At 74.4% G+C, this 26,863-nt stretch carries 27 protein-coding genes and 1 pseudogene; 16 read left to right on the forward strand and 12 right to left on the reverse strand.

Features of this window, described 5'->3' with window-relative positions:
• Positions 1-11: 11 nt before the first annotated feature.
• The 4 genes from ACF1AL_RS04020 (at position 12) to ACF1AL_RS04035 (ending at position 2,499) form a co-directional block, all read left to right on the forward strand.
• On the forward strand, positions 12-209 hold the full coding sequence (locus ACF1AL_RS04020; protein WP_391705900.1) for a hypothetical protein: 198 nt from the start codon (positions 12-14) through the stop codon (positions 207-209).
• A gap of 246 nt (positions 210-455) precedes the next feature.
• Entirely contained in the window at positions 456-1,448 is a 993-nt protein-coding gene (gene dhaK, locus ACF1AL_RS04025) for a dihydroxyacetone kinase subunit DhaK (RefSeq protein ID WP_366839661.1), read from the forward strand.
• A gap of 48 nt (positions 1,449-1,496) precedes the next feature.
• The gene (gene dhaL / locus ACF1AL_RS04030; RefSeq protein WP_366839662.1) at positions 1,497-2,096 is read left to right on the forward strand and encodes a dihydroxyacetone kinase subunit DhaL; all 600 of its coding nucleotides are present in this window, start codon (positions 1,497-1,499) and stop codon (positions 2,094-2,096) included.
• A complete protein-coding gene (locus ACF1AL_RS04035) occupies positions 2,089-2,499 on the forward strand; it encodes a PTS fructose transporter subunit IIA (RefSeq protein WP_366839663.1) in 411 nt (136 codons plus the stop codon). The genes dhaL and ACF1AL_RS04035 overlap by 8 nt, the downstream gene beginning before the upstream one ends.
• A 102-nt stretch (positions 2,500-2,601) precedes the next feature.
• On the opposite strand, the gene ACF1AL_RS04040 is transcribed toward ACF1AL_RS04035, so the two are convergent.
• The gene (locus ACF1AL_RS04040; protein WP_391659265.1) at positions 2,602-3,321 is read right to left on the reverse strand and encodes a glycoside hydrolase family 75 protein; all 720 of its coding nucleotides are present in this window, start codon (positions 3,319-3,321) and stop codon (positions 2,602-2,604) included.
• 370 nt (positions 3,322-3,691) lie between these two features.
• Here ACF1AL_RS04040 and ACF1AL_RS04045 point away from each other — a divergent pair, with 370 nt between their 5' ends.
• Both ACF1AL_RS04045 and ACF1AL_RS04050 read left to right on the forward strand, forming a co-directional pair.
• Complete coding sequence (locus tag ACF1AL_RS04045; RefSeq protein ID WP_391705907.1) at positions 3,692-4,663, forward strand: fibronectin type III domain-containing protein; 972 nt, start codon at positions 3,692-3,694, stop codon at positions 4,661-4,663.
• A 277-nt stretch (positions 4,664-4,940) separates the two neighbouring features.
• Positions 4,941-5,489, forward strand: a complete 549-nt coding sequence (locus ACF1AL_RS04050) for a hypothetical protein (protein WP_366839666.1) — start codon at positions 4,941-4,943, stop codon at positions 5,487-5,489.
• A gap of 181 nt (positions 5,490-5,670) precedes the next feature.
• On the opposite strand, the pseudogene ACF1AL_RS04055 reads toward ACF1AL_RS04050, so the two are convergent.
• From ACF1AL_RS04055 to ACF1AL_RS04070, 4 genes and pseudogenes are all read right to left on the reverse strand, one after another.
• Positions 5,671-6,210 (reverse strand): annotated as a pseudogene (locus tag ACF1AL_RS04055) (PadR family transcriptional regulator); the annotation flags it as partial.
• A 28-nt stretch (positions 6,211-6,238) separates the two neighbouring features.
• Positions 6,239-8,254 carry an FAD-dependent oxidoreductase gene (locus ACF1AL_RS04060; RefSeq protein WP_391705910.1) on the reverse strand — a complete coding sequence of 672 codons (2,016 nt, stop codon included), beginning with the start codon at positions 8,252-8,254 and terminating at the stop codon, positions 6,239-6,241.
• A gap of 127 nt (positions 8,255-8,381) precedes the next feature.
• Positions 8,382-8,750, reverse strand: coding sequence for a hypothetical protein (locus ACF1AL_RS04065; RefSeq protein WP_366839693.1), 369 nt, complete (start codon positions 8,748-8,750; stop codon positions 8,382-8,384).
• Between the two features lie 139 nt (positions 8,751-8,889).
• Entirely contained in the window at positions 8,890-9,762 is an 873-nt protein-coding gene (locus tag ACF1AL_RS04070) for a hypothetical protein (RefSeq protein WP_391779982.1), read from the reverse strand.
• A gap of 289 nt (positions 9,763-10,051) precedes the next feature.
• Between ACF1AL_RS04070 and ACF1AL_RS04075 the strand changes: the two genes are divergently transcribed.
• Both ACF1AL_RS04075 and ACF1AL_RS04080 read left to right on the forward strand, forming a co-directional pair.
• The gene (locus tag ACF1AL_RS04075) at positions 10,052-12,130 is read left to right on the forward strand and encodes a SpoIIE family protein phosphatase (protein WP_391779981.1); all 2,079 of its coding nucleotides are present in this window, start codon (positions 10,052-10,054) and stop codon (positions 12,128-12,130) included.
• Positions 12,131-12,240: 110 nt separating this feature from the next.
• The gene (locus tag ACF1AL_RS04080) at positions 12,241-12,867 is read left to right on the forward strand and encodes a hypothetical protein (RefSeq protein WP_391779980.1); all 627 of its coding nucleotides are present in this window, start codon (positions 12,241-12,243) and stop codon (positions 12,865-12,867) included.
• A 234-nt stretch (positions 12,868-13,101) separates the two neighbouring features.
• Here ACF1AL_RS04080 and ACF1AL_RS04085 read toward each other — a convergent pair whose 3' ends face one another.
• Together ACF1AL_RS04085 and ACF1AL_RS04090 are read right to left on the reverse strand one after the other, a co-directional pair.
• Positions 13,102-13,893, reverse strand: coding sequence for a putative protein N(5)-glutamine methyltransferase (locus ACF1AL_RS04085; protein ID WP_391779979.1), 792 nt, complete (start codon positions 13,891-13,893; stop codon positions 13,102-13,104).
• A gap of 189 nt (positions 13,894-14,082) precedes the next feature.
• On the reverse strand, positions 14,083-15,120 hold the full coding sequence (locus tag ACF1AL_RS04090; RefSeq protein WP_366839672.1) for a hypothetical protein: 1,038 nt from the start codon (positions 15,118-15,120) through the stop codon (positions 14,083-14,085).
• Between the two features lie 79 nt (positions 15,121-15,199).
• Between ACF1AL_RS04090 and ACF1AL_RS04095 the strand changes: the two genes are divergently transcribed.
• Positions 15,200-15,640, forward strand: coding sequence for a MarR family winged helix-turn-helix transcriptional regulator (locus tag ACF1AL_RS04095; RefSeq protein WP_391779978.1), 441 nt, complete (start codon positions 15,200-15,202; stop codon positions 15,638-15,640).
• Between the two features lie 144 nt (positions 15,641-15,784).
• On the opposite strand, the gene ACF1AL_RS04100 is transcribed toward ACF1AL_RS04095, so the two are convergent.
• The gene (locus ACF1AL_RS04100) at positions 15,785-16,489 is read right to left on the reverse strand and encodes a GNAT family N-acetyltransferase (RefSeq protein ID WP_366839674.1); all 705 of its coding nucleotides are present in this window, start codon (positions 16,487-16,489) and stop codon (positions 15,785-15,787) included.
• On the reverse strand, positions 16,486-17,409 hold the full coding sequence (locus tag ACF1AL_RS04105) for an NADP-dependent oxidoreductase (RefSeq protein ID WP_391779977.1): 924 nt from the start codon (positions 17,407-17,409) through the stop codon (positions 16,486-16,488). The genes ACF1AL_RS04100 and ACF1AL_RS04105 overlap by 4 nt, the downstream gene beginning before the upstream one ends.
• A 147-nt stretch (positions 17,410-17,556) precedes the next feature.
• Between ACF1AL_RS04105 and ACF1AL_RS04110 the strand changes: the two genes are divergently transcribed.
• The 6 genes from ACF1AL_RS04110 (at position 17,557) to ACF1AL_RS04135 (ending at position 22,911) form a co-directional block, all read left to right on the forward strand.
• On the forward strand, positions 17,557-18,162 hold the full coding sequence (locus ACF1AL_RS04110; RefSeq protein ID WP_391659256.1) for a sulfite oxidase-like oxidoreductase: 606 nt from the start codon (positions 17,557-17,559) through the stop codon (positions 18,160-18,162).
• Positions 18,155-18,910, forward strand: a complete 756-nt coding sequence (locus ACF1AL_RS04115) for a ferredoxin reductase (RefSeq protein ID WP_391779976.1) — start codon at positions 18,155-18,157, stop codon at positions 18,908-18,910. The genes ACF1AL_RS04110 and ACF1AL_RS04115 overlap by 8 nt, the downstream gene beginning before the upstream one ends.
• 174 nt (positions 18,911-19,084) lie before the next feature.
• Positions 19,085-19,669 (forward strand): hypothetical protein, encoded by a 585-nt coding sequence (locus ACF1AL_RS04120; protein WP_391705939.1) that lies wholly within the window; start codon positions 19,085-19,087, stop codon positions 19,667-19,669.
• Positions 19,670-19,799: 130 nt separating this feature from the next.
• Positions 19,800-20,768, forward strand: a complete 969-nt coding sequence (locus ACF1AL_RS04125) for an acetylxylan esterase (RefSeq protein ID WP_391779975.1) — start codon at positions 19,800-19,802, stop codon at positions 20,766-20,768.
• Positions 20,769-20,863: 95 nt separating this feature from the next.
• The gene (locus ACF1AL_RS04130; protein WP_391825464.1) at positions 20,864-22,030 is read left to right on the forward strand and encodes a serine hydrolase domain-containing protein; all 1,167 of its coding nucleotides are present in this window, start codon (positions 20,864-20,866) and stop codon (positions 22,028-22,030) included.
• Positions 22,031-22,161: 131 nt separating this feature from the next.
• On the forward strand, positions 22,162-22,911 hold the full coding sequence (locus tag ACF1AL_RS04135; RefSeq protein WP_391779973.1) for a GntR family transcriptional regulator: 750 nt from the start codon (positions 22,162-22,164) through the stop codon (positions 22,909-22,911).
• A 105-nt stretch (positions 22,912-23,016) separates the two neighbouring features.
• Here the strand turns inward: ACF1AL_RS04135 and ACF1AL_RS04140 are convergent, their stop codons facing one another.
• From ACF1AL_RS04140 to ACF1AL_RS04150, 3 genes are all read right to left on the reverse strand, one after another.
• On the reverse strand, positions 23,017-24,813 hold the full coding sequence (locus tag ACF1AL_RS04140; RefSeq protein ID WP_391779972.1) for an RICIN domain-containing protein: 1,797 nt from the start codon (positions 24,811-24,813) through the stop codon (positions 23,017-23,019).
• A gap of 119 nt (positions 24,814-24,932) precedes the next feature.
• Positions 24,933-25,658, reverse strand: coding sequence for a class I SAM-dependent methyltransferase (locus ACF1AL_RS04145; protein WP_391705949.1), 726 nt, complete (start codon positions 25,656-25,658; stop codon positions 24,933-24,935).
• Between the two features lie 28 nt (positions 25,659-25,686).
• Entirely contained in the window at positions 25,687-26,256 is a 570-nt protein-coding gene (locus ACF1AL_RS04150; RefSeq protein WP_366839683.1) for a PadR family transcriptional regulator, read from the reverse strand.
• Between the two features lie 71 nt (positions 26,257-26,327).
• Between ACF1AL_RS04150 and ACF1AL_RS04155 the strand changes: the two genes are divergently transcribed.
• On the forward strand, positions 26,328-26,726 hold the full coding sequence (locus ACF1AL_RS04155) for a nuclear transport factor 2 family protein (RefSeq protein ID WP_391705952.1): 399 nt from the start codon (positions 26,328-26,330) through the stop codon (positions 26,724-26,726).
• Positions 26,727-26,863 lie beyond the last annotated feature (137 nt).

The following is a 26,863-nucleotide window of genomic DNA, read 5'->3' on the forward strand; positions in this document are numbered from 1 at the left end:
CCCCCCGCGTCTTGAGCGCCTCCGCAGCCGTTCTCTTCTTCGACGTGCTCTACGTCCACGACGGCGGGGTCCTCGGCGAGCGGATGCACGACGAGCAGGCCGCCCTCCTCGGGAGCGACGCCTCCGGACCACGATCGTGCACAGCTCTGACCCGTCCCGGCGACCCGCGAGCCCGGCGCGAAGGCGTCGCCCCGGACCGTTCCACGTGACCTTTCCCGGCCGCAAGGTCGATACTGCCGGTATCAGGGTGTGCCCCGAGCCGCGAACGACAACGACAGGCGCCTGACACCACGTCAGCGCCCTCAGCACCCGTCAGCACCACGTCCGTGCCCGTACCGCCGAGGAGCCCGACCGGAACCGCCGGCGACCGACGAGATCGACAACTGGCCGTACCCGCCCTGACCTGGAAAAATATCGGTCAGGGACCCACCTGCTAGCCTCACCGGGAGGTACCCATGAGGATGCTGATCAACGTACCCGACACCGTCGTCACGGACGCGCTGCGCGGGATCGCGGCCGCCCATCCCGAGCTGACCGTCGACGTCGAGAACCGGGTCGTCGTACGGCGGGACGCCCCGGTGGCCGGAAAGGTCGGGCTGGTGTCCGGCGGCGGCTCCGGGCACGAGCCGCTGCACGGCGGGTTCGTCGGCCCCGGCATGCTGTCGGCGGCCTGTCCCGGAGAGGTGTTCACCTCCCCCGTGCCCGACCAGATGCTGCGCGCGGCCGCGGCCGTGGACAGCGGCGCGGGCGTGCTGTTCATCGTGAAGAACTACACCGGCGACGTCCTCAACTTCGACATGGCGGCCGAGATGGCCGAGGACGAGGGCATCCAGGTCGCCAAGGTGCTGGTCAACGACGACGTCGCGGTCACCGACAGTCTCTACACGGCGGGGCGCCGCGGCACCGGGGCGACCCTGTTCGTGGAGAAGATCGCCGGTGCCGCCGCCGACGAGGGCCAGCCGCTGGAGCGGGTCGAGGCGATCGCTCGGCAGGTCAACGAGAACGCGCGCAGCTTCGGCGTGGCGCTCAGCGCGTGCACCACCCCGGCCAAGGGCAGCCCCACCTTCGATCTGCCCTCCGGTGAGCTGGAGTTGGGCATCGGCATCCACGGCGAGCCGGGCCGGGAGCGGCGTCCGATGATGACCTCCGGGGAGATCGCGGACTTCGCGGTCCACGCCATCCTGGAGGACATGAGCCCGAGCAACCCCGTCCTGGTCCTGGTCAACGGCATGGGCGCGACACCGCTGCTGGAGCTGTACGGCTTCAACGCGGAGGTGCAGCGCGTGCTCGCCGAGCGGGGCGTCGCCGTCGCGCGCACCCTGGTCGGCAACTACGTGACCTCGCTGGACATGGCGGGCGCCTCGGTGACCCTGTGCCAGGTCGACGAGGAGCTGCTGCGCCTGTGGGACGCGCCGGTGAGCACGCCGGGGCTGCGCTGGGGCATGTGACCCGGTGTCCCTCAGGTGAGCGACATCCCTACCACGCAAGGAGATCACGTGCTCGACGCCGACTTCTTCCGCCGGTGGCTCACGACGGCCGCCGCGTCCGTGGACCGTGAGGCCGAACACCTCACGGCGCTCGACTCGGCCATCGGGGACGCCGACCACGGCACCAACATGCAGCGCGGCATGACCGCCGTGACCGCCGCGCTGGCGGAGGAGGCACCCGACACGCCCGGCGGGGTGCTGATGCTCGCGGCGAAGCAGCTGATCTCGAAGGTCGGCGGCGCGTCGGGGCCGCTGTACGGCACGCTGCTGCGCCGTACGGGCAAGACGCTCGGCGACGCCGCCGAGGTGAGCGAGGCGGAGCTCGCGCAGGCGCTGCGCGCGGGGGTGGACGCGGTCATGGCGCTGGGCGGTGCCGCGCCCGGCGACAAGACCATGATCGACGCGCTGGTCCCGGCGGTCGACGCGCTCGGCGACGGCTTCGCCGCGGCGCGTACGGCCGCCGCGCAGGGCGCGGAGGCCACCACGCCGCTGCAGGCCCGCAAGGGCCGGGCCAGTTACCTCGGCGAACGCAGCATCGGACACCAGGACCCGGGGGCGACCTCGTCGGCCCTGCTGATCGCGGCCCTCGCGGAGGCACACGGTGAGTGACGACAAGCTGGTCGGGATCGTGCTGGTGTCGCACAGCGCCGAGGTGGCCGAGTCGGTGGCCAAGCTGGCGAAGGCGCTCTCCGGCGGCGGCGCCGCGGTGCCCGTCGCTCCGGCGGGCGGCACCGAGGGCGGCGGGCTGGGCACCAGCGCCGAACTGATCTCCGCGGCGGCCGCCTCGGTGGACCGCGGCGCGGGGGTCGCCCTCCTCACCGATCTGGGCAGCGCCGTGCTGACGGTGAAGGCGCTGCTGGCGGAGGGTGACGAGCTGCCCGACGGGGCCCGCCTGGTGGACGCCCCGTTCGTCGAGGGCGCCGTGGCCGCGGTCGTCACGGCGGCGACCGGCGCCGACCTGGACGCGGTGGAGGCGGCGGCCAAGGAGGCGTACGACTACCGGAAGGTGTGAGCCCGCCGCGGCCCGGGACCGCCCTCGGCGAGGGCCGGTCCCGGGCCGCTGTCATGAGCCCGTGGGGCGCCTCCCTGCCACTGAGGGCGCCGTCCCGCGCGCTCAGCGGTCCGGCCGGCCGTCCCGGACGAACTGCCGTGCCAGCCGCTCGCCGACGGCCTCCACCGCCGCACGGTCCGCGAGCGGCTTGACCTCGGAGTCCCTGAAGACGATGTAGGTCACCCCGGAGGGCGTGCCGCCGCCGTGCGGGTCGGCCTCGATGCCCAGCGCCCGCGCGGTGGCGTAGGACGCCTCGCCGATGAGGTCGCTCGGCCCGATGTCGCCGACGACGGCGTACCGCACCCGGCCGGCGTGGACCACGGCGGCGACCGAACCGCCGCGCACCCCGGCCGCGCGGTGGTCCCAGCGGTCGCTCGGCGCGGGCACCACGATGTACGGCAGGTCCTCGGCGCTCGGGGAGCGGCCGTCGGCCTCGGTGAAGGCGGTGGTCTCGGTGAACAGCGGGTCGGTGGCGTCGTTGCACCGCGCGGTGGGCCGCCCGTCGCAGTCGACGTCCAGGTCGGCCGTCCACAGGACGGCGTCGCGGGTGCCGCACACGGGGACGGTGGGGGGCGCGTCCTCGTCGGTGCGGTAGCGGCCGCGCGAGACGGGAGTGCAGGAGCGGGCCCGGGCGAGCAGGTCGGCCGCGCGCACGGCGCCCGGCGACCGGACGGCGGCGACGGGCGGGGGGCCCGCGGCGGGCCGGGGCGCGGTGGCGGACGGCATCGTCGGGGCGAGCAGGACGAGCCCGGCCGCGGCCAGCGTCATGGGCGGGACACGCACGATCGGCAGACCCTTGCGTCGGGGACGGTGACGGTCACTCAGCCAATCTGGAGCGGGGTGCCGCGCTCCGGCCACCGGAGAGAGCCGTACGGTGCACTGTGCCTGACGGGCCGCCAGGGGCCGGGAGGCCGAGCGCGTTTCGGCCCCGGCCTCCCGGCCGCCCGCGTCCGGCGCGGGAACAGCGACGACAGCGGTCCGCGCCCTCGGCGCGAACTCCCCAGCCCTCCGGGAGAGTTCGGCCGCTTGGAGCCTCAGCATACGTAACGCCGCCGCATGCGCACCAACGCCCGCCCCCTTGCCGCCGCCGCCCCCAGGGCCCCATATTGGTCCGGACCTTTGCCGTCGTTTCCACGTCCCGGGGAGGCATGTCGTGCGACGCGTCGTGCTGTGCGCGCTGGTCCTGCCGCTGGTCGCCTCCTGCGTGTGGGCGGGCGCGGACGACGCCGAGAGCGGGGCGCTGCCCGGCGCGCCGACCGCGGTCACGGCGGTCGCGGGCAGCGCGACCAGCGTCCATGTGATGTGGAACGCCGTGCGGGCCGCCGAGGGAGTCCGCCGCTACGAGGTGTACCGCGACCGCGGCAAGGTGGCGGAGGTGCCGGCCGGCGACCACATGGTCGACGTCGTGCGGCTGCGGCCGGGCACGCGGTACGTGTTCTCGGTGCGCGCCCGGGACCGGGCCGGCCGGCTCGGGCCGCCCAGCCGCGAGGTCGCGGCGACGACCCCGGCCGCCACGGCGGCGGACCGCTCGGCCCCCGGCCGGCCGGGCGGGCTGACCGGCCGCGCCGCGGGGAGCACCGCCGTCCAGCTGTCCTGGACCGCCTCCCGCGACGACCGGAAGGTGGTGTCGTACGACGTCTACCAGGGCGGGGTGAAGATCCACAGCGTGGGCGGGGCGCAGACGGCGACGGTGGTCACCGGGCTGCGGCCGGGCACCCGGTACTCCTTCACCGTCCGGGCCCGGGACGCGGCCGACAACCTCTCCCCCGCCGCCGGACCCCTCGCCCTCACCACGGCCGCCGGCACCGGCGCCGGGCGCGACACGGCGCCCGGCGACTTCCGCGCCACCAGCCACGCGTCGGGCGGGGCGTACTACCTGGACCTGTCCTGGGTCGCGCCGCGCACGGACGGCACGGTCACCGAGTACGGGATCGAGCTGGACGGCCGGCCGGCCACCTCCCTGGTGTGGGGCGCGAACGCGCCGCGCGACCGGGCGAGCTACAGCTTCTACGCGGGCACCGAGCGCGGCGTACGGCACCGGGTGCGCCTGCGGGCGCGGCTGCCCGACGGCACCTGGGGCGGCTGGTCGGCGGAGCGCACGGTGGTGACCGGCGCCGGGCGGTGACCGGTGGCGGGTGGTGACCGGTGGCGGGTGGTGACCGGTGGCGGGGCGGCGGCGTCCGCACTCCGCTCCGTGCCGGACGGCCGGCGAGCCGGCCGCGCCCCGGCGCCGGTGTGCGAGCGGGCGTGCGCCATCGGGGGGAATCCGTCACCTGCCCGGGGGAGGTCCGCATGCGCGCGCGGACGGGTGCGCGTTGGCTGCCCCTCAAGGGGGCACGGGCGTTCCCGATCCTCGGCGGCGCAAGGGATGTACCGCCAACCGTGCCGCCGGAGGACTCCCCATGCACACCTCTCACCTCATCAGACGCCATGGCCTGACCGTGGCGGCGGCCGCCGCCGTGCCGCTCGCCCTCACCGCCGCGGACCCCGCGGCCGCCCGTGGCTCGGGCATCTCCGTGAGCACCACCGGATCCACCGTGTCGGTGGTGACCAGCGCCTGCACCCAGATCAACGGCAGCTGGGGCACGGCGGCGCTGCTCAGCGGGAGCCAGGCGAACTTCGCCCAGGGCCGTCAGGTGGCGCTGTCGGGGACCGGCGTCAGCCAGTCCGCCGCCTGGTCGAACGTCTCCCCCGGCACCTACACGGTCGTCGTGATGTGCGCGAACAACACCACCGCCGGCACCCAGTCGGTGATCGTCGCGCGGCCGGCCCCGCCGACCATCTCCAGCACCTCCTCGCCCTCCCCCTCCCGCGGGGTGATGGGCGGCCTGGGCGGCGCCGCCCGCGACTACGGCCCGGTGACGATGGGCGTGGGCGCGGCCCTGGTGGGCGGTGGGGTCATCGGCGCGGCGTGGTTCCTGCGCCGCCGGGCGAAGCCCCACCGTCTGTGACACCGGGCGAAGCCTGACCGTCTGTGACACCCGGCGGAGCCTGACCGTCTGTGACACCCGGAGAAGCCTGACCGCCTGTGTCACCGGGCGAAGCCTCACTGTCCGTACCGTCAGGCGGAGTTGCAGCGTCCGCACCGTCCGGGTCGCCGGGCGGTGCCGTGCCGTCCGCGCCCGTTTCGCCGGCCTCGCCGATCGCTGCGAACTCGGCCAGGGCGTGGGTGAGCCACTGCGTCCAGAACGTCTCGAGATCGATCCCGGCGCGCAGCACGAGGTGCCGCAGCCGGTCCTGGACCCCGTCCCGGCCGGGCGGGAAGTCGCGCTGCTCGATCTGCAGATACTCGGCCAACTGCCGCTGGTGCAGCTCCAGATGGCGCCGCAGGTCCTCCTCCAGGCCGGCCGTGCCGACCACGGCGGCGGCGCGCAGCCGCAGCAGCATGGTGTCGCGCATCGGCCGCGGGTCCTGCGCCGCGGCCGTCCAGCGCCCCAGCTCGGCCCGGCCCGCGGGCAGGACCTCGTAGGCCTTCTTCTGCCCGCGGGCCGGCACCTCGCTCGGCAGCGCGCGGATGTACCCCTCCGCCTCCAGGCGTCCCAGCTCCCGGTAGATCTGCTGGTGCGTCGCGGACCAGAAGTAACCGATCGACCTGTCGAAGCGGCGGGTCAGCTCCAGCCCGGAGGACGGCTTCTCCAGCAGGGCGGTCAGGATCGCGTGCGGCAGGGACATGGGGTCATCCTAGGGAGGCGTCGCGCGCCTACAGGGCGGCGGCGAGTTCCGTGCCCTGCTTGATGGCGCGCTTGGCGTCCAGTTCGGCGGCCACGTCGGCGCCGCCGATCAGGTGCGCCGATCGGCCCGCCGCCACCAGCGCGTCGTACAGCTCCCGGCGGGGCTCCTGGCCGGTGCACAGCACGACGGTGTCGACCTCCAGGACCGTGCTCTCGCCGTCGACGGTCAGATGCAGCCCGGCGTCGTCGATCCGGTCGTAGGAGACGCCCGGGACCATGGTGACGCCGCGGTGCTTGAGCTCGGTGCGGTGGATCCAGCCGGTGGTCTTGCCGAGGCCGGCGCCGACCTTGCTGGTCTTGCGCTGGAGCAGGTGGACCTGGCGGGGCGGGGCCGGCCGCTCGGGCGCGGCGAGGCCGCCGGGTGCCCGGTAGTCGAGGTCGACGCCCCAGTGGCGGAAGTAGGTGGCGGGGTCCTCGCTCGCCTTGTCGCCGCTGTCGGTGAGGTACTCGGCGACGTCGAAGCCGATGCCGCCCGCGCCGAGGATCGCGACCCGGTCGCCGACGGCCGCGCCGCCCTGGAGCACGTCGAGGTAGCCGACGACGCGCGGGTGGTCCACGCCCGGGATGTCCGGGGTGCGCGGGGTGACGCCGGTGGCGACGACGACCTCGTCGAAGTCCGCGAGGTCGTCGGCGGTCACCCAGGTGCCGAGGCGTACGTCCACGCCGTGGGCGTCGAGCTGGTGGCGGAAGTAGCGCAGGGTCTCGTCGAACTCCTGCTTGCCGGGCACCTTGCGGGCCACGTTGAGCTGGCCGCCGACCTCGTCCGCTGCGTCGAAGAGGGTGACGGTGTGGCCGCGTTCGGCGGCGGAGACCGCGCAGGCGAGACCGGCGGGGCCGGCGCCGACGACGGCGACGCGCTTGGCCAGCCGGGTCGGGGAGAGCACCAGCTCGGTCTCGTGGCAGGCGCGCGGGTTGACCAGGCAGGAGGTGATCTGCCCGCTGAAGGTGTGGTCGAGGCAGGCCTGGTTGCAGCCGATGCAGGTGTTGATGGCCTCGGCGCGGTCCTCGGCGGCCTTCTTCACGAACTCCGGGTCGGCGAGCATCGGCCGGGCCATGGAGACCATGTCGGCGACGCCGTCGGCGAGCAACTGCTCGGCGAGTTCGGGGGTGTTGATGCGGTTGGTGGTGATGAGCGGGATCGACACCTCGCCCATGAGCTTCTTGGTGACGAAGGTGTAGGCGCCGCGCGGCACGGAGGTGGCGATGGTGGGGATGCGGGCCTCGTGCCAGCCGATGCCGGTGTTGATGATCGTGGCGCCGGCCGCCTCGACGGCCTGGGCGAGGGTGATCACCTCGTCGAGGGTGGAGCCGCCGGGGACGAGGTCGAGCATGGAGAGCCGGTAGATGACGATGAAGTCCTCGCCGACGGCCTCGCGCACCCGGCGCACGATCTCGACGGGGAAGCGCATCCGGTTCTCGTAGGAGCCGCCCCAGCGGTCGGTGCGGTGGTTGGTCTGGGCGGCGATGAACTCGTTGATGAGGTAGCCCTCGGAGCCCATGATCTCCACGCCGTCGTAGCCGGCCTGCTGTGCCAGGCGCGCGGTGCGGGCGTAGTCGTCGATGGTGCGCTCGATGTCGGCGTCGGTCAGCTCGCGCGGCGGGAACGGGCTGATCGGGGCCTGGACGGGGCTCGGGGCCACCAGGTCGCGGTGGTAGGCGTACCGGCCGAAGTGCAGGATCTGCAGGGCGATCTTCCCGCCCTCGCCGTGCACGGCCTCGGTGACCTGGCGGTGCTGCTCGGCCTCGGCGTCGGTGGTGAGCTTGGCGCCGCCCTCGTAGGGCCGTCCCTCGTCGTTCGGGGCGATGCCGCCGGTGACGATGAGGCCCACCCCGCCGCGGGCGCGCTCGGCGTAGAAGGCCGCCATGCGCTCGAAGCCCCGCTCGGCCTCCTCCAGGCCGACGTGCATCGAGCCCATCAGGACGCGGTTGGGCAGGGTGGTGAAGCCCAGGTCGAGCGGGCTCAGCAGGTGGGGAAAACGGCTCATCGGGCCCTCCGTGCGGTGTCGATGAGCACCGTTGTAGAGGACCCACGAGCCTTTATGCAACTAGTTGCACAACAGGGTGGCCGGTATCACCCGCCGGTCGTCGCCGGCCGGCCGCATCCCGGCTCGGTCACCTGCTCTCCAGCCGCACGTGCAGCTCCCGCTCCTGGTCACCCGAGGCATGGCTGAGGTCGTGGACGGTGAACATGTCGTCGAGCGTCTTGCGGAAGCGGTCGATGGCCCAGTAGCCGCCCTGGACGTCCGCCGTGACCGGACCGTGCAGCCGGGCCGGACGCGTGGCCTCACGGCAGTCCGCGACGTCGAAGGTGCCGAGCCACACCATGGGCCGGACCTCCGAGAACTGCTCGGGGACGTCCTCGGAGCAGCGGTCGGAGTCGAAGCACTGGCACAGCGTGTCGAAGACGATCCGTGCGTCCTCCTTGCTGCAGTCGCTGATCTCCAGGGATACCGAGTGCGGGTGCGGTTGCTCGTTGTCCATGTGCTGGTGCATGTGATCGCTCCTTGTCGTCACCACGCTGCGGCCATGCGGGTTCCCCGCGATCCCGCACCCCCACACCCAAGAAAAGCACCGGCCGCCGGTGCGGGCCACCGACGGCCGGGCGGGGAGAGGGGCGGGCTCAGCCGCGGGTGAGGCGGTACGTCTTGCTGTCGGTCAGCACGCAGAAGCCCGGCGAGACGACGATGACGCGCAGGGTGCCGGTACGGCGGTCGTAGTCGACGCCCTCGGCCTCGAACGAGCCGGAGCAGGCGCTGCGCAGCGGCACCTGCCGCAGGGCGCTCACCCGGCCGGAGACGTCCGCGCCGCCGTCCGGCGCGGCGGACAGGTCGATCTGCAGCAGCGGCTTGGTGATGCCGAAGAGCGTGCCGTCGGGGTCGTCGGAGGCGCACAGCAGCCGGGTGGCGGTGGCGAAGTCGCAGCCCTGGACGTCGCGGACGGCGTGGTCGAGGTGCACGGTGGCGGCCTGCGGCAGGTTCGCCGAGGGCGAGGTGGCCGGATTGACGCCCGGGGTCGGGAAGACGAGCAGGCGGGTCATCGTGCCCCACTCCCCCGACAGCATCCACTGGCCGTCCGGGCTGATCGCCACCCAGGAGTTGTTCAGGGCCTCGCCCGGGCTCAGCGCGTGGACGTACTCCGACCAGCCGCCGCCGGGCGCCTGCACCCGGAACATCTTCGCGCCGCCCGAGTCCCGCTGGTACGGCTCGACGTAGTGGCCGTCGTAGGAGGCGTCCGGGTCGCCGACGTGGTTCCAGCCGCGCATCGACACACCGACGGGGATGGTGCCGATGCCGGTGTAGCGGTTGGGACTGCCGGCCGGGACCTCCACGGAGGCCAGGCCCTGGCTCTCGGTGAGCGGGTCGGCGCGGTCGGAGTCGACCTCGTTCCAGGTGTCGGCGGCCGTGGCGTGCGGGGCGCCGCACAGGACGAGGGCCAGGGCGGCCAGGCCGGTCAGAGCGGTGCGGCAACGGTGCCGGACGGTGCGTTCGGGCATGGGCCGACTCCTCGGTCACGGGGGTGGTCGCGCACAGTCTGGCGGCGCAGGATGGTCATGTACAGACCAACCGCGTGAACGGAGGCCGTCCGGTCCGCGACGCTCCGCTCGCGCGCGGACACCCACGGGCACGCGGGGCACCGTTTTCCCCGCCCGACGGATCCGGCCGTGCTGAGGGATGGTGGAGGTGGGTGCGAAAGGCGTAGGAGAAAGGGTTGTGCGCGGTACAACAAGGGGAGTCGGCACGGGGGAACGCGTGCCGCACGTTCGGGCGGAGGCGGTACCTGGGATGACGTCAGCCAGATCTCCCGTGACCGACGGCGATCAGCCGCCGGGCGGGCCGGTGCGTCCGAGCGGGCTGCTCGACGTCCTCAACGTCGCCTCCGTGGTCCTGGACGCACAGGGGCGCGTGGTGCTGTGGAGCCCGCAGGCCGAGGAGCTGTTCGGGTACTCCGCGCAGGAGGCGCTCGGCCGGTACGCGGCCCACATCATGGTCCACGAGCAGCACCTGGACCTCGTGGTGAAACTGTTCGCGGACGTCATGGAGACCGGGCGCGGCTGGGCCGGCGCCTTCCCCATCCGGCGCAAGGACGGCACCACCCGTCTGGTGGAGTTCCGCAACATGCGTCTGCTGGACGACCAGGGCGAGGTGTACGCGCTGGGGCTGTGCACCGACCGGTCGACCGTGCGCCGCCTGGAACGGGACGTGGCGCTGTCCACCCGCATGATCACCCAGTCGCCGATCGGCCTCGCCGTGCTGGACGCCGACCTGCGCTTCGTCTCCGTCAACCCGGCCCTGGAGCGGATCAACGGCGTGCCCGCCGAGGAGCACCTGGGGCGCCGGGTGCGCGAGGTGCTGCCGGACCTGGACGCGGACGCGCTGGAGGCGGCGGCCCGGCAGGTGCTGGCGACGGGTCTGCCGCTGGTCGACCAGGCCACCGTGGGCCGCACCCCGGCCGACCCGGCGGAGGAGCACGCCTGGACCGTCTCCCTGTACCGGCTGGAGGACACCGTCGGCAACGTGCTCGGCGTCGCCGCCTCCATCGTCGACATCACCGACCAGTACCAGGCGAGCGTGGAGGCGGAGGCCGCACGCCGGCGGCTGGCCCTGATCGCCGACGCCTCCGCCCGGATCGGCACCACGCTCGAACTGGACCGCACCGCGCACGAACTGGCCGACGTGGCCGTGCCCGAACTCGCCGACGTCGCCGCGGTCGACCTGCTGGACGCCGTCGTGGAGGGCCGGCGCAGCAGCCTGGGCCCCGCCGAGGCGGCCGTCATCCGCGCCCTGGCCGTCCAGGCGCAGGACTCGCCGCAGGCCCTCGCGGCCGCCGACCCGCCCGGGCAGATCGCCCGGTACGCCCCCGACCGGCTGGTCACCGAGTGCGTGCGCACCGCGCAGCCGGTCATGGTGCCGCACGTGCGGCCCGAGGACCTGCCGCGCATCGCCCGCTCCGCGGAGGCCGCCGAGCTGCTGGCCGCGGACGGCGTGCACTCCTATCTCGCCGTGCCGCTGATCGCGCGCGGCGAGGTGCTGGGCGCGCTCGACCTCAAGCGCACCCGCAATCCCCTCCCCTTCGGCCGCGACGACCTGCTGCTGGCCCGGGAGCTGGCGGCCCGCGCCGCCGTGCAGATCGACAACGCCCGCTGGTACCAGAACGCCCGCAACACCGCGCTCACCCTCCAGCGCAGCCTGCTGCCCAGCCATCCGCGGCTCACCGGCGGCCTGGAGGTCGCCTCCCGCTACCAGCCGGCGGGCGCCACGACCGAGGTGGGCGGCGACTGGTTCGACGTCATCCCGCTGGAGGACGGCAAGACGGCGCTGGTGGTGGGCGACGTCATGGGCAGCGGCATCAACGCGGCCGCCACCATGGGCCGGCTGCGCACCGCGACGAACACCCTGGCCTCCCTCGACCTCGACCCGGCGCGGCTGCTGGAGCACCTCGACAAGATCACCTCCGGCCTGGACCAGTCCATCGCGACCTGTGTGTACGCCGTGCACGATCCGCGGCTCGGCCAGTGCCGGATCGCCAACGCCGGGCATCTGCCGCCGGCCCGGGTGCGCACCGGGCACCCGCCGGAGCTTCTGGACCTGCCGACCGGCGCGCCGCTCGGCGTGGGCGGGGTCGCCTTCTCCACGACGACGGTCGAGCTGCGCCCGGGCGACCAGCTGGTGTTCTACACCGACGGCCTGGTGGAGACGCGCCGGCACTCCCTCGACGAGCGCCTCGACATGCTGCTGACCCTGCTGGACGGCCCCGAACGGCCCCTGGAGGAGGTCTGCGACCTGCTGCTGCGCACCCTGCACCACCCCGACAACCACGACGACGTGGCCCTGCTGATCGCGCGGGCCCGCCGGGAGGAGTGAGCCGCCGCCGGGAACACACAGGAAACCGTTGTACGGTCTTTGACCGGCCCTTCGGACCATCACCAGCGAGGGGCGCCGCAACCGTGACGGCACCGAGGAGAGTGAGCCTGATGCACGATCCGGACCAGGACCACACGAGGGAGCCCGGGAGCGCGCGGGAGCCGGGGCACCGGTGGTCGGCGCGCGGACGCACGGTGATCGCGGCCACCGCCGTCGCGGTCCTCGCCCTGGGCGGGACGGTCGCCTATGCGGCCACCTCCGGCGACTCGCCGTCCCCCGGCACCTCGCCCTCGTCGTCGCCGTCACCGGGCGGACCCGACGGGCACCACGACCGGGGCGGCCCCGGCTTCGGCCACGGGTTCGGCTTCGGGGCGGCGGTGCACGGCGAGGCCACGGTGAAGGACCCCGACACCGGCCGGTGGGTGGTACGGGTCTGGCAGCGCGGCACCGTGCAGCAGGTGTCCGGCGACCAGGTCACCGTCAAGAGCGAGGACGGCACGTCGTGGACGTGGACCGTCGGCTCGGACGCCACCGTGCGGGGCGGCACGCCGAAGAAGGGCGACACGGTCCTGCTCGTCGGGACCCGCGCCGCCGACGGCACGCGCACGGCCGTCCGCGCCCTCACCGGCGACTTCGGCGACCGCGGCCACTGGCGCGACGGCTTCCCCGGCCACCGGTGGAGCGACGAGCGGTCCCCGCACCCGTCCGGCACGCAGAGCCCCTCCGGCGCGACCTGACACCGACGGGACCCGGACGGCGACCGGAAGGACGCCCGTGAGCCCGTCGGGCGGCCCGCGGGTCCGCGCCGGTCACCCGTGAGCCCGTCGCGCGGCCCGCGGGTCCACGCCGGTCACCCGTGAGCCCGTCGCGCGGCCTGCGGGTCCGCGCCGGTCGCCCCTCAGCCCGTCAGGCGGCTCGCGGGTCCGCGCGGTCACCCGTGAGCCCGTCGTCGCCCGCCGCGCGTCCCGCGCTCAGTCCGCCGGCCGGGTGCCGGTCACCACGTGCGCGTAGCCCTCGTCCCCCACCGCCACGTCGGCCACGAGGCCCGCGCGGGTGAACGCCTCGACGGCCGCGGGGGCCTGACGCCGGCTCGTCTCCACCAGCAGGCAGCCGCCGGGCGCCAGCCACCGGGGCGCGCCGGCCGCCACGCGGCGCAGGACGTCCAGGCCGTCGCTGCCGCCGTCCAGCGCGGTCAGCGGCTCGTGGTCACGGGCCTCCGCGGGCAGCAGAGGGACCTCGCCGGTGGGGACGTACGGCACGTTGGCGGCGAGGATGTCCACGCGGCCGCGCACGGAGTCCGGCAGCGCCGCGAACAGGTCGCCTGCGTGGACGTGCCCGCCGTACGCGGCGACATTGCGGCGGGCGCAGCGCACCGCCGCCGGGTCGATGTCGGCGGCGTGCAGTTCGGGGCCGTCCAGCGCGGCGGCCAGGGCGGCGCCGACCGCGCCGGAGCCGCAGCACAGGTCCACCACGACCGAGGCGTGCGGAACCCGGGCGAGGGCCTGGTCGACGAGGAACTCGGTGCGCCGGCGCGGGACGAAGACACCCGGTTCGACGGTGATCCGCAGTCCGTGGAACTCGGCCCAGCCGAGGACGAGTTCGAGCGGGAGCCCGGCAACCCGGCGCTCCACCATGGCGGCGGCCTCGCCGTCGTCGCGGGCGGTGTCCAGGATCAGCCGCGCCTCGTCCTCGGCGAAGACGCAGCCGGCCGCGCGCAGCCGGGCGGCCAGGGAAGGAAGGGAGACGGAGGAGGGTGTGGGCATGGAAGCCGAGGGCCTTTCGGTCGCCGAAGGGCGCTCCCTGAGGTCACCCGGCCCCGGCGGTCCGCGCGCGGCGAGGGGAGAGCACCCGGTCTGTCCTTGCGGTGATGGGTCCCACCTCCCTCGGTTCGGCGCGGCTGGGGGCGGTCCGCAGCCGGACCGCCACCCTACCCCAGCGCGCGCCGGCGGTGATCAGACCCCGACGGTCTCCTCGGCCTCCTCCTCGGCGGCCAGTTCCCGCGGGTCCGGGGCGGGAACCGGTGCGGGCGCCGGCGCCTTGGCCCGCTCGTACAGCGCCGCGACACCGGTGAGCACGAGGCCGGCCACCAGCCAGGCCGCGAGCGTCCACAGGGTCCGGCCGAGGCCGTCGTCGCCGAAGTACAGCAGGCTGCGGGTGCCCTCGACGAAGCCGGCGCCGTTCCAGAAGGCGTGCAGGGCGCCGAAGAAGCCGTTCTGCAGCTCGGGCCGGAACAGCCCGCCGGAGCTGGTGAAGTTGAGCATCACGAACAGCACCATCATCGCCAGCGTGGTCCACCGCTTGAGGAAGGTGTGCAGCCCGACACCGATGAGCAGGATGCCCGCGGAGTACAGCCACGCCAGGCCGAACACGCCGGCGAGGTCGTGGTGGGCGAGGTGGAAGACCGGCCCGGCGAGCAGGGTGCCGATGCCGCCGACGACGGCGGAGACGCCGAGCGCGAGCAGGGCGCGCACCCGCATCGGCAGCGCGCCGCCCGCGGCTCCGATGGCGGCGACGGACGCGTAGGAGCCGATGGACACGGCGATCAGCAGGAAGAACAGGCCCTGGCCGGTGGGGTCGTCGGAGACGGGCCGGGCCACGTCGGTGACCTTCAGCGGAACGCCGTGACGCTCGGCGACGGGGGTGAAGACCTTCTCGACGGCGGTGGCGCCCATGTCGGAGGCGGCGGTGGCGACGACCAGTTCGGGGCTCTTCGCGCCGGGCACGTAGGCGCCGGTGATGTCGCGGTGCTTCAGCAGGTCGACGGCGGCGTCGCGGGTGGCGACCGTGCGGACGTCGAGCTTGTCGCCGGCGGCGTCCTTGACCGACTGGGCGAGCACCTTGGCCTCGGGTCCGGAGCCGACGACGGCGACGGGCAGGTGGTTCGGCTCCGGGGTGACGAACGCGCCCATGTACGCGAGCCCCATGCCCAGGCACATCAGCAGCGGGGTGATCAGGTGCGTGAGCACATGGCGCACGGCCGGCGACCTCATCGCTCACTCCTCCAATGGTTGGCTTATACAACTCTCATTACAAGTTGTACTATACAACCAGAACCCCGGAGGAGGGCAAGTGAACGCCGCAGACGCCGTCGAGACCATCCAGCGCGAGATGACGATCTTCGCCCGCCGTGCCCGCGCGTCGGCCGGGCGCATGCACCCGGAGCTGTCGCTGGTCTCCTACACGCTGCTCGGGCACCTGGAGGAGAGCGGCGGCTGCCGCGCCACCGACCTGGCGGCCCACTACGCCCTGGACAAGTCCACGGTCAGCCGCCAGGTCGCGGCGCTGGAGCGCGCCGGCCTCATCGAGCGGCGGCTGGACCCGGAGGACCACCGGGTCCAGGTGCTGCACCTCACCGAGGCCGGCCGGCGCATCCTCGCCCAGGTCACCGAGAGCCGCCGCGCCGCCTTCCGCGAGCGCCTCGCGGACTGGCCCGAGGCGGACCTGGCCCGCTTCGCCGACTACCTCGTGCGCTACAACGCCTGGGCCCCGCCCGAGGACGAGGAGGGCTGACCGGCGCCGACGGCCCTCCCCGACGCCCCGGGCCACCGGCCCCCGCGCCTCCCGCGCCTCCCGCGCCTCCCGGGCCGCCGGAGCCCGAGCGCGGGTGCCGCCCGCGCCCAGGCGTCGCGAGCCCGGCGTGCTCGCCGAGACGCCCTAGCCCACCGGCACGGCCAGGTCGTCCGGCACCCGCGCCTCCAGGAACGCCGTGCGGCGGCGCAGCCGGAAGCCCAGCGCCTCGTAGAGCCGGATGGCGTTCGTGTTCTGCGCCCCGGTGTGCAGGAACGGGGTCTCCCCGCGCTCCCGGATGCCGTGCGCGACCGCCCGGATCAGCCGGCCGGCCAGGCCCTGGCCGCGGAAGGCCGGGTCGGTGCAGACGGCGCTGATCTCCGTCCAGCCCGGCGGGTGCAGCCGCTCCCCCGCCATGGCGACGAGCGCGCCGCCGCGGCGGATGCCCAGATAGGTGCCGAGCTCGATGGTGCGGGGCAGGAAGGGGCCGGGCCGGGTGCGGGCGACCAGGTCCAGCATCTCGGGCACGTCGGCCGGGGTGAGCCGTACCGCCTCCGGGTCCGGGGCCGCGTCCAGCCCGTCGTCCACGAGCTGCACGCCCTCCACGTGGAAGCTGATCTCCCAGTCGTCCGGCACCGGGCCGGTGTAGCCGGCCAGCGGCACCCCGGCGCCGGGACCGGCGAGGGCGGCGACGTCCGCCCAGTCCCGCGCGTCCGGCTCGTCGGGCAGGGCGAGCCAGGGCGACACGTCGAGGGGGTAGCGCAGCACCCGGCCGCGCCGCTCGGCGAAGTGGGCGTGCGGGCCGGTCAGCGAGGCGAGGGCGGGGTTGTCGAGGACGTGCGCAGCGCTCATGCGGCGACCTCGATCACGATCTTGCCGCGGGCGTGGCCCTCCTCGACGGCGCGCAGCGCGTCCCCGGCCTTCTCCAGTGGGAAGGTCCGGGTGACCAGCGGGTCCAGGTCGCCGCGCGCCACCAGGCCCGCGACCTGCTCCAGTACGGCGTTGTCGTAGGCCCGGGCCACCCGGGCGCCGCCCAGCCGCTCGGCCTCCCCGGGCGGTGCGGCGGCCGTGACCAGCGCCGCACCGCCGGTGCGCAGGCTCGCCGCCTCCGTCAGCACCTCGCCGCCGACGAGGTCGTAGATCCCGTCGATGCCGTCCGGGGTCAGGGCCCGTGCCCGGTCGGTCCAGCCCGGGCCGGAGGGGACGTGGACGGCGCCGAGCGACTCGACGAGGTCCTTCTTGCCCTCGCTCGCCACCCCGGCCACCCGGAGCCCGAAGGCGCGGGCGATCTGCACCGCCGCCACTCCTACCCCGCCGCCCGCGCCGGTGACCAGCACGGTCGCGCCGGGCGGCAGGGCGAGCTGCCGCAGCCCGTCGTAGGCGGTCGCCGCGGCGACGGGCAGGGTGGCCGCCTGGGCGAACGACACGGCGGCGGGCTTGCGCGCGATCAGGTCCACGGACAGCAGCGCGTACTGCGACCAGCCGCCGAGGACGGGCCGGCCGAAGACCTCGTCGCCGGCCGCGAAGCCCTCGACGCCCTCCCCGGTCTCCTCGACGACCCCGGCGACCTCGTTGCCGAAGTATGCGGGGAAGTCGCGTTCGGCCTCGCCGGGCCGGCGGTAGCCGCCGCGCAGCTTCCAGTCCACGGGGTTGACCCCGGCCGCCCGCACCGCCACGAGCACCTGGCCGGGCCCGGGGCGGGGCCGGTCCACGTCGATCAGCGCCTCGGTCTCCGGGCCGCCGTACCGGGTGAAGACGTACGCCTTGGGCATGGGCTCCTCACTCTCCTTCGCCGTTCACCGGCGGCAAGCGCGTCAGGCGGGGCGCTATTCCCCGGGCCGCGGGATGTTCATACGGCCGCAACGATCGGCCGGCGGGGAGGGGACGAGGCATCCACCACAACCCCTTACGGTTGAATCATGAACGTCACCCGAGGCTTCACCGGACGCCCCCGCGTCCAGGACCCGGGCCTGCCGCCGGGTCAGTACGACGCGGGCGACGACTGGCCCGTGCTGTCCGCCGAGGTCACCCCGGACATCGCGCCGGAGCAGTGGACCTTCCGGATCGACGGGCTCGTCGAGCGGCCCCGCACCTGGGACTGGGCTCAGGCGCGGGAGCTGCCCGCGTCCGCGTACGAGGGCGCCATCCACTGCGTCACCGGCTGGTCCCGGTTCGGGACGCGGTTCTCGGGCGTGTCCCTGGACGAATTCCTGGACGCGGTGGGCCCGCACGCCTCCGCCACGCACGCCGTCGCCTGGTCCCACACCGGGTACACCACGAACCTGCCGCTCGCGGACCTCACCGGTGGCCGGGCCTGGATCGCCTTCGCCCACGACGACCGCCCGCTGCCCGCCGAGCACGGCGGCCCGGCGCGGCTGCTGGTGCCCCACCTGTACTTCTGGAAGAGCGCCAAGTGGATCGCGGGGCTGACCCTGCTCGACCACGACGAGCCGGGCTTCTGGGAGAAGAACGGCTACCACGCGCGCGGCAACCCCTGGCAGGAGCAGCGGTACTCCGGTGACTGAGACGTTCACTCCCCCGACCCGCTTCGCGGTGCCCGGCCGGATCGCCGTGAACGAGCAGGCGGCCACCGTGTGGCAGACCGCGACCCTCACCGAGATCCGCCGCGAGACCGCCCGCGCCTCGACGTTCCGGCTGGCGGTGCCCGGCTGGCCGGGGCATCTGCCCGGCCAGCACCTGCAGCTGCGGCTGACCGCGCCCGACGGCTACGTCGCCCAGCGGCACTACTCGATCGCGTCCGCGCCGGACGACGGCGGCCACATCGAGCTGACCCTGGACCACGTCGAGGGCGGCGAGGTGTCGGGCTGGTTCCACACCGTGGCCCGGCCCGGCGACACCGTCGAGGTGCGCGGCCCGGTCAGCGGCTTCTTCGCCTGGCCCGGCGACCGGCCCGCGCTGCTGCTCGGGGCCGGCTCCGGCGTCGTCCCGCTGATGTCGATGGTGCGGCACCACCGGGCGCGCGGGCTGACGCACCCGATGCGGCTGCTGGTGTCCGCGCGCGGCCCCGAGGACCTGATCTACGCCGGTGAGTACGGCCCCGAGACCACGCCGGTGTTCACCCGGCGGGCGCCCGCGGGCGTCCCGGTGGGGCGGTTGCACGCCGGGCACGTGGCACCGCTGGTCGCGAAGGCGCCGCCGGGCGGCTGGGAGGCGTACGTGTGCGGCTCGAACGGCTTCGCCGAGCACGCCTCGCGGCTGCTGGTGGCGGCGGGCCAGCCGGTGGACCGCATCCGCATCGAGCGCTTCGGCTGATCCGGGGCGCGGGCGGGACGCTCGCCGCCGTCCCAGCGCTCGCCGGGCGCGGCGGTCGCCGCTGCTCAGAGGCGTCCGGGACTTCCCGTTTGCGCGGATCCGGTGAAGGATGTCTGCTGGACGGGGTACGAACACCATGTGGGCACTCGCACGCGTGACGGCGAGGAGGTCGACATGCGAACCCGGGTGCGTGGCTGGCGCTGGCGGCGCAATCCGCTGCGGCGCCGCTCGGACGTGGTGGAGGCCTGGACGACGTTGCTCGTCGCGGTGCTCCTCCTCCTCGGCGCGCCCCTCGCCGGTGTACTGACCGGCTGGTGGGCGCACGCCGAGTCGCGCGCGATCGCGGCCGAGCAGCGCGCGGACCGGCACGAGGTCCGGGCCCGGGTCGTCGGCCGCACCCCCGACACCCCGGCGAGCGTGGAGGGTGGCACCCGGCGCACCTCGCCCGTGACGGTGCGCTGGACGGATCAGCACGGGACGCACACGGCGGTGGCCCGGGTCCCGGCGGGTACGCACACCGGCGACACGGTCGACGTGTGGTTCGACGCCCACGGGCACAGCGTCACCGCACCGCCGACGGAGTCCGCGATCTGGCAGCACACCCTGTCCATGGGGGTCGCCGCGACCGGCGGCACGGTCGCCGTGGTGCTGCTCGTGCACGGCGTGGTGCGCCGGGTGGCGCTGCGCCACCGCCTCGACGAGTGGGACCGGGACTGGGCGCTGACCGAGCCGCAGTGGACGCGGCGGCGGCCGGCGTGAGGGGCCGCCGGCGCGGCGGCGGACCCCGGGGACAGGGCGACGACCCTCTTACGGATCACCCCTAGAAAGCGCTGTCATCGCCCCGTACGGTGTGCTCGTCCCGTAAGCCCACCCACCGAGGCGGTCCCGTATGGCCCTGCTCGACCTGTCCCTCGACGAACTGCGCGCGTACCGCAGCACGTCCGCGGAGCCCGAGGACTTCGACGCGTTCTGGTCCAAGACCCTCCAGGAGGCCCGCGAGCACGACCTCGACGCCCGCTTCGAGGCCGTCGACACGGGCCTGGCCACCGTCGAGGTCCACGACGTGACCTTCGCCGGGTACGGCGGCCACCCCGTCAAGGGCTGGCTGGTGCTGCCCGCGGGAGCGGACGGGCCGCTGCCGCTGGTCGTGGAGTTCATCGGCTACGGCGGCGGGCGCGGACTGCCGCACGAGCACCTGCTGTGGGCGTCCACCGGCCGGGCGCACTTCGTGATGGACACCCGCGGCCAGGGCAGCGCCTGGGGCGGCGGTGGCGGCACCGCGGACCCGGTGGGCGGCGCCCCGGCCTACCCCGGGTTCATGACCCGCGGCCTCGACGCGCCGGAGAACTACTACTACCGCCGGGTGTTCACCGACGCCGTACGGGCGGTGGAGGCGGCCCGCTCGCACCCGCTGACGGACGCCGCGCGCACCGTGGCGCTGGGCGCCAGCCAGGGCGGCGGCATCGCGATCGCGGTGGGCGGTCTGGTGCCCGACCTGGCGGCGGTCGCGCCGGACGTGCCCTTCCTGTGCGACTTCCCGCGCGCCACGACGCTGACGGACCGCCACCCCTACCGGGAGATCGGCCTGTACCTCAAGACGCACCGGGGCCGCACCGAGGAGGCGCTGCGCACCCTTGCGTACTTCGACGGCGTCCACTTCGCCGCCCGCGGCCGGGCGCCCGCCCTGTTCTCGGCGGCACTCGAGGACCAGACCTGCCCGCCGTCGACGGTGTTCGCCGCCTTCCACGCCTGGGCGCACGACGACAAGGCCATCGAGGTCTACGAGTTCAACGACCACGAGGGCGGCGGCCCGTACCAGGAGGCGGCCCGGATGCGCTGGCTGCGCTCCCGCGTCTGACCCCTTCCGTCCGGTCCGACCAGTCGGTACGTTCGGTGGGCCCCGGACCGCGGCAGCGCCCGGGGCTTTCCGGCGGATCCGACCACGGAGGGCCCATGTCCCACGACGAGCCACAGGTGCACGGCCACTGCGACCCGCGCTTCACGGCGGTGCGCGAGGCGTTCGAGGAGAACTTCCGGCAGCGCGGCGAACTCGGCGCCGCGGTGGCCGTCACGGTCGGCGGTGTGACGGTGGTGGACCTGTGGGGCGGCTGGGCAGACGCGGCGCGCACCCGGCCCTGGGAGCGCGACACCGTGGTGAACGTGTGGTCCACGACGAAGGGCCCGGTCGCGCTGGCCGCCCACCTCCTCGCCGACCGGGGCCTGCTGGACCTGGACGCGCCCGTGGCCCGCTACTGGCCCGAGTTCGCCGCGGCCGGCAAGGAGGGGGTGCTGGTGCGGCATCTGCTGTCGCACCGGGCGGGGCTCGCGGGGCTGCGCGAGCCGCACTCCTTCGAGGAGCTGTGCGACTGGGAGCTGACGACCCGCCGGCTCGCCGCGACCGAGCCGTGGTGGGAGCCCGGAACGCGCTCCGGGTACCACGCGCTGACGTACGGCTTCCTGGTCGGCGAGGTCGTGCGCCGGGTGACGGGGATGCTGCCGGGGGCCTTCCTGCGCAAGGAGGTCACCGGTCCGCTGGGGATCGACTTCACGATCGGCCTGCCCGAGGGGGAGGCGCACCGGGCCGCCGAGCTGGTCCACGCGCCGGCCCGGCCGGACAGCGAACAGGGCGCCGTCTTCGCACAGTTGGCGCCCGCCGCGCTGGCCGCGCTGACCAACCCGCCGGTGGGGGCGGCACAGGCGAACACGGCCCGCTGGCGGGCCGCCGAGATACCGGCGGCCAACGGTCACGGCACGGCGCGCGCGGTCGCCGCGCTGTACGGGATCCTCGCCGGGAGGGGCGCGTACGGCGACGCGCGCGTGCTGTCCGCCGAGGCGGCCGAGCGGGTGCGCGAGGGCCAGGGCGCCTGCCGCGACCTGGTGCTGGGCGCGGGCTTCGCGCACGAGACGGAAGTGGGGCTCGGGCTCTGGCTCAGCGGACCCAACGGCTCCTACGGGCCGAATCCGAAGGCTTTCGGACACGACGGCTTCGGCGGCTCCTGCGGTCTGGCCGACCCGGAGGCAGGGGTCTCCCTGGGCTATGTCATGAACCGCATGGGCCCGCACATCGCCGACGATCCGCGCAAGACGGCCCTGGCCGACGCCCTGTACGGCGCGCTGTGAGACGGGGTGCGGGTGGTCTCGTTTCGGCCGAACCGCCGGCCGAGACTTCCCTGGTGGTGTAGACCAATGCTAGTTGTGGTGGCGCACCGAACCCGAACGGACACGGCACGTCACCAACAGGAGGGCGCGGCATGGCCCGCACCACCCCGCTCGACCACCCGCACCCCGCCCACTGCGAGGAACCGCTCTACTGGCGCGTCGCGACACGCCTGCTCGCCGAACTGACCGACGGGAGCGTGCCGCCCGGTGAACGGCTGCCCAGCGAGCGGCATCTGGCCGCGCACTACGGCGTCAGCCGGGAGACCGTGCGGCAGGCCCTGGAGGTGCTGCGCCACCGCGGGCTGGTCGCCACCGACCGGCGCGGCAGCCATGCGACCCTGCCCGGCCCGGCACCGCACCCGACCGGTTCGCCGTTCTTCCCGGTCGGCGCCCGCGGTGCGGACCGGGGCGGTCTGCACCGGGCCACGGTGGCCTGGCAGCCGCCCCCGCCGCACCACGCCGAGGCGCTCGGGCTGGCCCCGCACCGGCCGACGCTGGTGCACCGCTACGTCTCCACGGCCGCGGACGGACGGGGCCGGCGGACGGCCCTGACGTCGTTCTCGGCGGTGGCGCTGAGCGAGGTCGAGGAACTCGCCCGCTACCGCGACCGCGCCGACGGCACCGCCTCGGCGGAGCTGCGCCGGGTCTACGACTGGATGCGCCGGGCCGGGCTGACGCTGCACCACCGCGACACCATCGCCCGCGTCGACGACGGCCCGTCGGTGCGGGTGACGCGCCGCGTCCAGGACCAGTACGCGCGGCTTCTGGAGATCACGGACCTGGTGGTGGACGCCCAGCAGGAGGCGCTGGTCTACGAATTCACGCTGCCGGCGGCGGGCTGACCGCGGACGACGAGGGCGGCCGGGGCCCGGGGTGCGGGTCCCGGCCGCCTCGTGTTCGCCGCCCCCGGACCGGGGCGCGGGGCCCCGGCCGCTCGCGGCGCCGCGTCAGCGGACCGGGGTGAGGGTCAGCGTCTGCTCGGCGGCGGTGCGGGCCGCGCCGACCGGGCTGCCGGTGGTGTCCGTCCAGGCCCGCACCGGGGTGGTCTCCGCGTGCCGGCCGCGATCGGCGGAGAGGCCGATCACCAGGCCGCTGTAGCGGTTGACGAGCCGGACGGTTCCGGTGGGGCTGCCGTCGGCGGTGCGGCCCGGGACGACGAACCACTGCTGACCGACGGCAGGGCCCTTCGCCCCGGCCCGGGTCACGACCGGCTCGGCGCCCCAGGCGCGGCCGGACGGGGACGCGGAGTCGACGCCGAGGAGCCGGCCGGTGGCGGCGTTGGCGATCCGGTAGGAGCCGTCGCCGTCGGCCGTGAACGTCCAGGCCTCCCGGGGGGAGCCCGTCGGCGCGGCCGACGACGTGGTCGTGGCCCCGTGCGCGGACTGGGCGAGGACGCGCCCGTCCCCGCTCGCGATGCGGTACGTGGCGCCGCTGCGCACCGGCGCGGCCGGGGCGGCGGCGTTGATGGTGACGTCGACGTACTCGCCGGACGAGCCGCCGGAGCAGCCGAAGGAGCAGTAGGAGCGGAAGGTCTTGCCGACGATCTGGCTGCTGGTGCGGTTGGCGGGGTCGAGGAACCAGCGGTACCAGGAGGCGTTGGAGTGGCTGCCGGTGTCGCCGATCAGGCGCCACTTCTGGGAGGCGAGGTCGTCGGTGGCGTAGAACTGCTGGGGTGCCTTGCCGCTCTGGTCGACCGCCTGCGGCTCGCCGATGTAGAGGCCGAGGTAGGCGTTGTAGGTGATGTCCATGACGAACAGCGGGGACGTGGGCGGCATCTTCCCGGCCGCGACCTGCTGGTTCGCCGTGCCCGGGGTGGCCGGGTCGTACTCCTCGCCGGGCGGGGTGTAGCCGGTGGGGTGGGTCGCGTCGACGGGGACCATGTTGCTCTCGCGGCCGCCGACGCCGGGCTGCGACCAGGTGCCGTCGTACCACTTGCGCCAGCTGCCGGGCGCCATCTTCCCGCCGATCGGGGCGCGGGCCACGTGCGCGTGGAAGGTGCGCCAGCTGCCGCCCTTGTCGACGATGCGGGAGCCGTAGAAGACGTAGAAGTAGCCGGAGGCGGCGTCGACGTACAGCCGCGGGTCGCCGTCGCCGTAGTGATAGGTCTGCTGCGGGAAGGCGGTCGTGTCCCCGCGCTTGGTGCTGTACGGCGAGGTGATGACGTGGTCCTTGATGGTCCACGTGCGGCCCTGGTCGGTGGAGACCGCGTAGTCGATGGCGTCGTAGTGCAGTCCGTCACCGAAGGGCTGCGGGGTGAACTCGTTGTGCACCAGGCCGTACCAGTCGCCGGTGTCCGGGTCGACCCACACGCCGGCCAGGTCGCAGTAGTTCTTCTGCGCGTAGTGCGACCCGGCGGGGGCGTAGGTGGCCTCCTTGCCGGTCGGGCTGTTGTTGCAGCGCGCGGTGGTGTCGTTGTTGCGGTCGGTCGGGTCGGCGGGGTTCACCGCGTCGCTGAGCGCGGCCGAGCGGGTGGCGCTGTCGAAGTCCTTGCCGGTGTAGAAGTCCCAGGCGCGGGGGTCGTCGGCGCCGTAGAGGGCGTGCGCCTGCTGGTAGTGGAACGTGCCGTCCTTGTCGAGGTAGGGCGCGGCCGGGGTGTCGTCGGGGTTCGACCACGGCCCGGGCGCGCCGACGGTCACGGTGTAGTCGGCGGCGGCCGCCGGGGGGCTCGCCGCCAGGCCGCCGCCGCACAGGGCGAGGACGGCGGCGACGACGGCTGCGGCTCGTCTGCCGGGGGGAGTGGGCACTGACTCCTCCTTGGTATCGCTAACAAGCTGGGAATGGCTGTAGCGGGCCGAAGCATGGCACAGCTTGTTAGCGATGCCAACAGTGCGCGCACGGCAGGAGGGACGGCGGAGCGAGCGGGTCAGGCGGGGCGGCGGGCCATTACCATCCGCGCCCGGGGGCTGCCGTCGCCGCGGTGCCCGAAGGCGGGCAGCGGGTGCAACTCGACGGCGAACCCGGCCCGTTCCAGCTCGCGCCGCACGTCGGCGAGGCGGAAGGCGCGGTAGTACATCACGAACGGCGGGCGCCACAGCGCGTTGCGCACCCGCATGACGGCGTCGAAGCCGAGCAGCATCCAGTACGCCGGCTCGGCGGGCCGGGGCGGGGCCGCGACGGGGAAGGCGAAGTGGCCGCCGGGGCGCAGTGCGGAGTGCACCTGGGCGAAGAGGCCGGGCAGTTCGCGGGGCAGGAAGTGGCCGAACGCCCCGAAACTCACCACCAGGTCGAAGGCGCTCGTGAACGGCAGGGCCCGGGCGTCGGCGCGCACCCAGGACACCCGCGGCCCGCCGGGCGGGGTGCGCCGGCGGGCGATGTCGAGCATCCCGGCGCTGAAGTCGACGCCGGTGACGCGCCGCCGGCACAGCCGGGCGAGCACGCCGGTCCCGGCGCCGGTGCCGCAGCACAGGTCGAGGCCGTCGTCGTAGGGCCCGAGCGGGGCGAGCGCCTCGGCGACGGCGTCGAGCACGGCGTCGGACGTACGGAAGGGCGTGTGGTCGAACTTCGGCGCGAGCAGGTCGTAGCCGCGTTCGACGGAGGACAGCGCCTGGACGGCGAGTTCGCGCAGGGTGGGGCCTTCGGGACTGAACACCGATTCAGCCTAGGGCCTGCCTCGGGGGTCAGACAGGCTTCAGGGGAACGCGGCGTTCCAGGACGGCGAGTGCGCGGTCGCACCAGCGCAGGTTCTCCTCCTCGAAGGAGATTCCGGCCATGAGGGTCAGATACGGGCCGACCCGGTCGGCTTCGCGCAGGTACTGCTCCTCGTCGCGGCCGGCCAGCAGCCGCTCGCGCACCCGGCGGTAGCGGTCGAGCTTGCCGCGCGCCCAGGACCGGCGCTCCTCGATCAGGGCGCGGGTCGCTGCCGGGTCGGTGCCGTCCATGGCCTGGATCTTGATCAGCAGCTCGTCGCGGATGGCGGTGGGCCGGCGCGGCGGCTCCACGGCGAAGGCGCGCAGCTGCGCACGGCCTTCCTCGGTGAGGGCGTACATCCGCTTGTTGGGGCGGCGCTCCTGCTGCACCAGCCGGGCCTCGATCAGCCCGTCGCCGGCGAGGCGCTCCAGCTCCCGGTACAGCTGCTGCGGGGTGGCGGGCCAGAAGTTGGCCAGGGAGACGTCGAACACCTTGGACAGCTCGTATCCCGAGGCCTCGCCCTCCAGCAGGGCGGCCAGCACCGCGTACTTCAACGACATGTGGACACGCTAACAGCAGGTGACTATTCTCATCCGCACCTATTCAAATAATTGACTATGAGGTGATCCGGATGCGCGCGTTCCGTGAGGCGGTCGAGGCGGGCGATCTCGACGCCGTCGAGGCACTGCTGGCCGACGACGTCGTCTTCACGTCCCCCGTGGTCTTCAAGCCGTATCCCGGCAAGGCCATCACGGCGGCGATCCTGCGCGGCGTCGCGGAGGTCTTCGAGGACTTCCGGTACGTGCGCGCGCTCGACGGCGCGGACGGGCGCGACCACGCGCTGGTGTTCGCCGCCCGGGTGGGCGACCGCGAGCTGACCGGCTGCGACTTCATCCACGTCGATGACGACGGGCTCATCGACGAGCTGACGGTCATGGTCCGCCCGCTCTCCGGCGCGCAGGCACTGGCCGAGGCGATGGGCGCGCGGTTCGACAAGATCGCCGCCGAGGCGCAGGCACGGTCCGTCTGACCTCGCAGAACACCCTTCCGGGAACACTCCGGGGCGTCACCGCGTTGGACGTGGTGGCGCCCTTTGCCGTTCCCCCGCGGACGCTCGGTGCTACAGTGCGGACAGCACGTGTGTGCGCCCCGTCGAGGGCGCCGGTG

The organism is Streptomyces sp. NPDC014801 (assembly GCF_043082085.1).
GTDB lineage: Bacteria > Actinomycetota > Actinomycetes > Streptomycetales > Streptomycetaceae > Streptomyces.

Coding starts and splice junctions, on each gene's coding strand:
- ACF1AL_RS04070 (WP_391779982.1), bottom strand. CDS start 9,762: ATGCCCGAACGCACCGTCCGGCACCGTTGCCGCACCGCTCTGACCGGC.
- ACF1AL_RS04105 (WP_391779977.1), bottom strand. CDS start 17,409: ATGCCCAAGGCGTACGTCTTCACCCGGTACGGCGGCCCGGAGACCGAG.
- ACF1AL_RS04155 (WP_391705952.1), top strand. CDS start 26,328: ATGCGCGCGTTCCGTGAGGCGGTCGAGGCGGGCGATCTCGACGCCGTC.
- ACF1AL_RS04085 (WP_391779979.1), bottom strand. CDS start 13,893: ATGCCCACACCCTCCTCCGTCTCCCTTCCTTCCCTGGCCGCCCGGCTG.
- ACF1AL_RS04090 (WP_366839672.1), bottom strand. CDS start 15,120: ATGAGGTCGCCGGCCGTGCGCCATGTGCTCACGCACCTGATCACCCCG.
- dhaK (WP_366839661.1), top strand. CDS start 456: ATGAGGATGCTGATCAACGTACCCGACACCGTCGTCACGGACGCGCTG.
- ACF1AL_RS04120 (WP_391705939.1), top strand. CDS start 19,085: ATGCGAACCCGGGTGCGTGGCTGGCGCTGGCGGCGCAATCCGCTGCGG.
- ACF1AL_RS04065 (WP_366839693.1), bottom strand. CDS start 8,750: ATGGACAACGAGCAACCGCACCCGCACTCGGTATCCCTGGAGATCAGC.
- ACF1AL_RS04060 (WP_391705910.1), bottom strand. CDS start 8,254: ATGAGCCGTTTTCCCCACCTGCTGAGCCCGCTCGACCTGGGCTTCACC.
- ACF1AL_RS04130 (WP_391825464.1), top strand. CDS start 20,864: ATGTCCCACGACGAGCCACAGGTGCACGGCCACTGCGACCCGCGCTTC.
- ACF1AL_RS04100 (WP_366839674.1), bottom strand. CDS start 16,489: ATGAGCGCTGCGCACGTCCTCGACAACCCCGCCCTCGCCTCGCTGACC.
- ACF1AL_RS04150 (WP_366839683.1), bottom strand. CDS start 26,256: ATGTCGTTGAAGTACGCGGTGCTGGCCGCCCTGCTGGAGGGCGAGGCC.
- ACF1AL_RS04080 (WP_391779980.1), top strand. CDS start 12,241: ATGCACGATCCGGACCAGGACCACACGAGGGAGCCCGGGAGCGCGCGG.
- ACF1AL_RS04110 (WP_391659256.1), top strand. CDS start 17,557: ATGAACGTCACCCGAGGCTTCACCGGACGCCCCCGCGTCCAGGACCCG.
- ACF1AL_RS04050 (WP_366839666.1), top strand. CDS start 4,941: ATGCACACCTCTCACCTCATCAGACGCCATGGCCTGACCGTGGCGGCG.
- ACF1AL_RS04135 (WP_391779973.1), top strand. CDS start 22,162: ATGGCCCGCACCACCCCGCTCGACCACCCGCACCCCGCCCACTGCGAG.
- ACF1AL_RS04125 (WP_391779975.1), top strand. CDS start 19,800: ATGGCCCTGCTCGACCTGTCCCTCGACGAACTGCGCGCGTACCGCAGC.
- ACF1AL_RS04075 (WP_391779981.1), top strand. CDS start 10,052: ATGACGTCAGCCAGATCTCCCGTGACCGACGGCGATCAGCCGCCGGGC.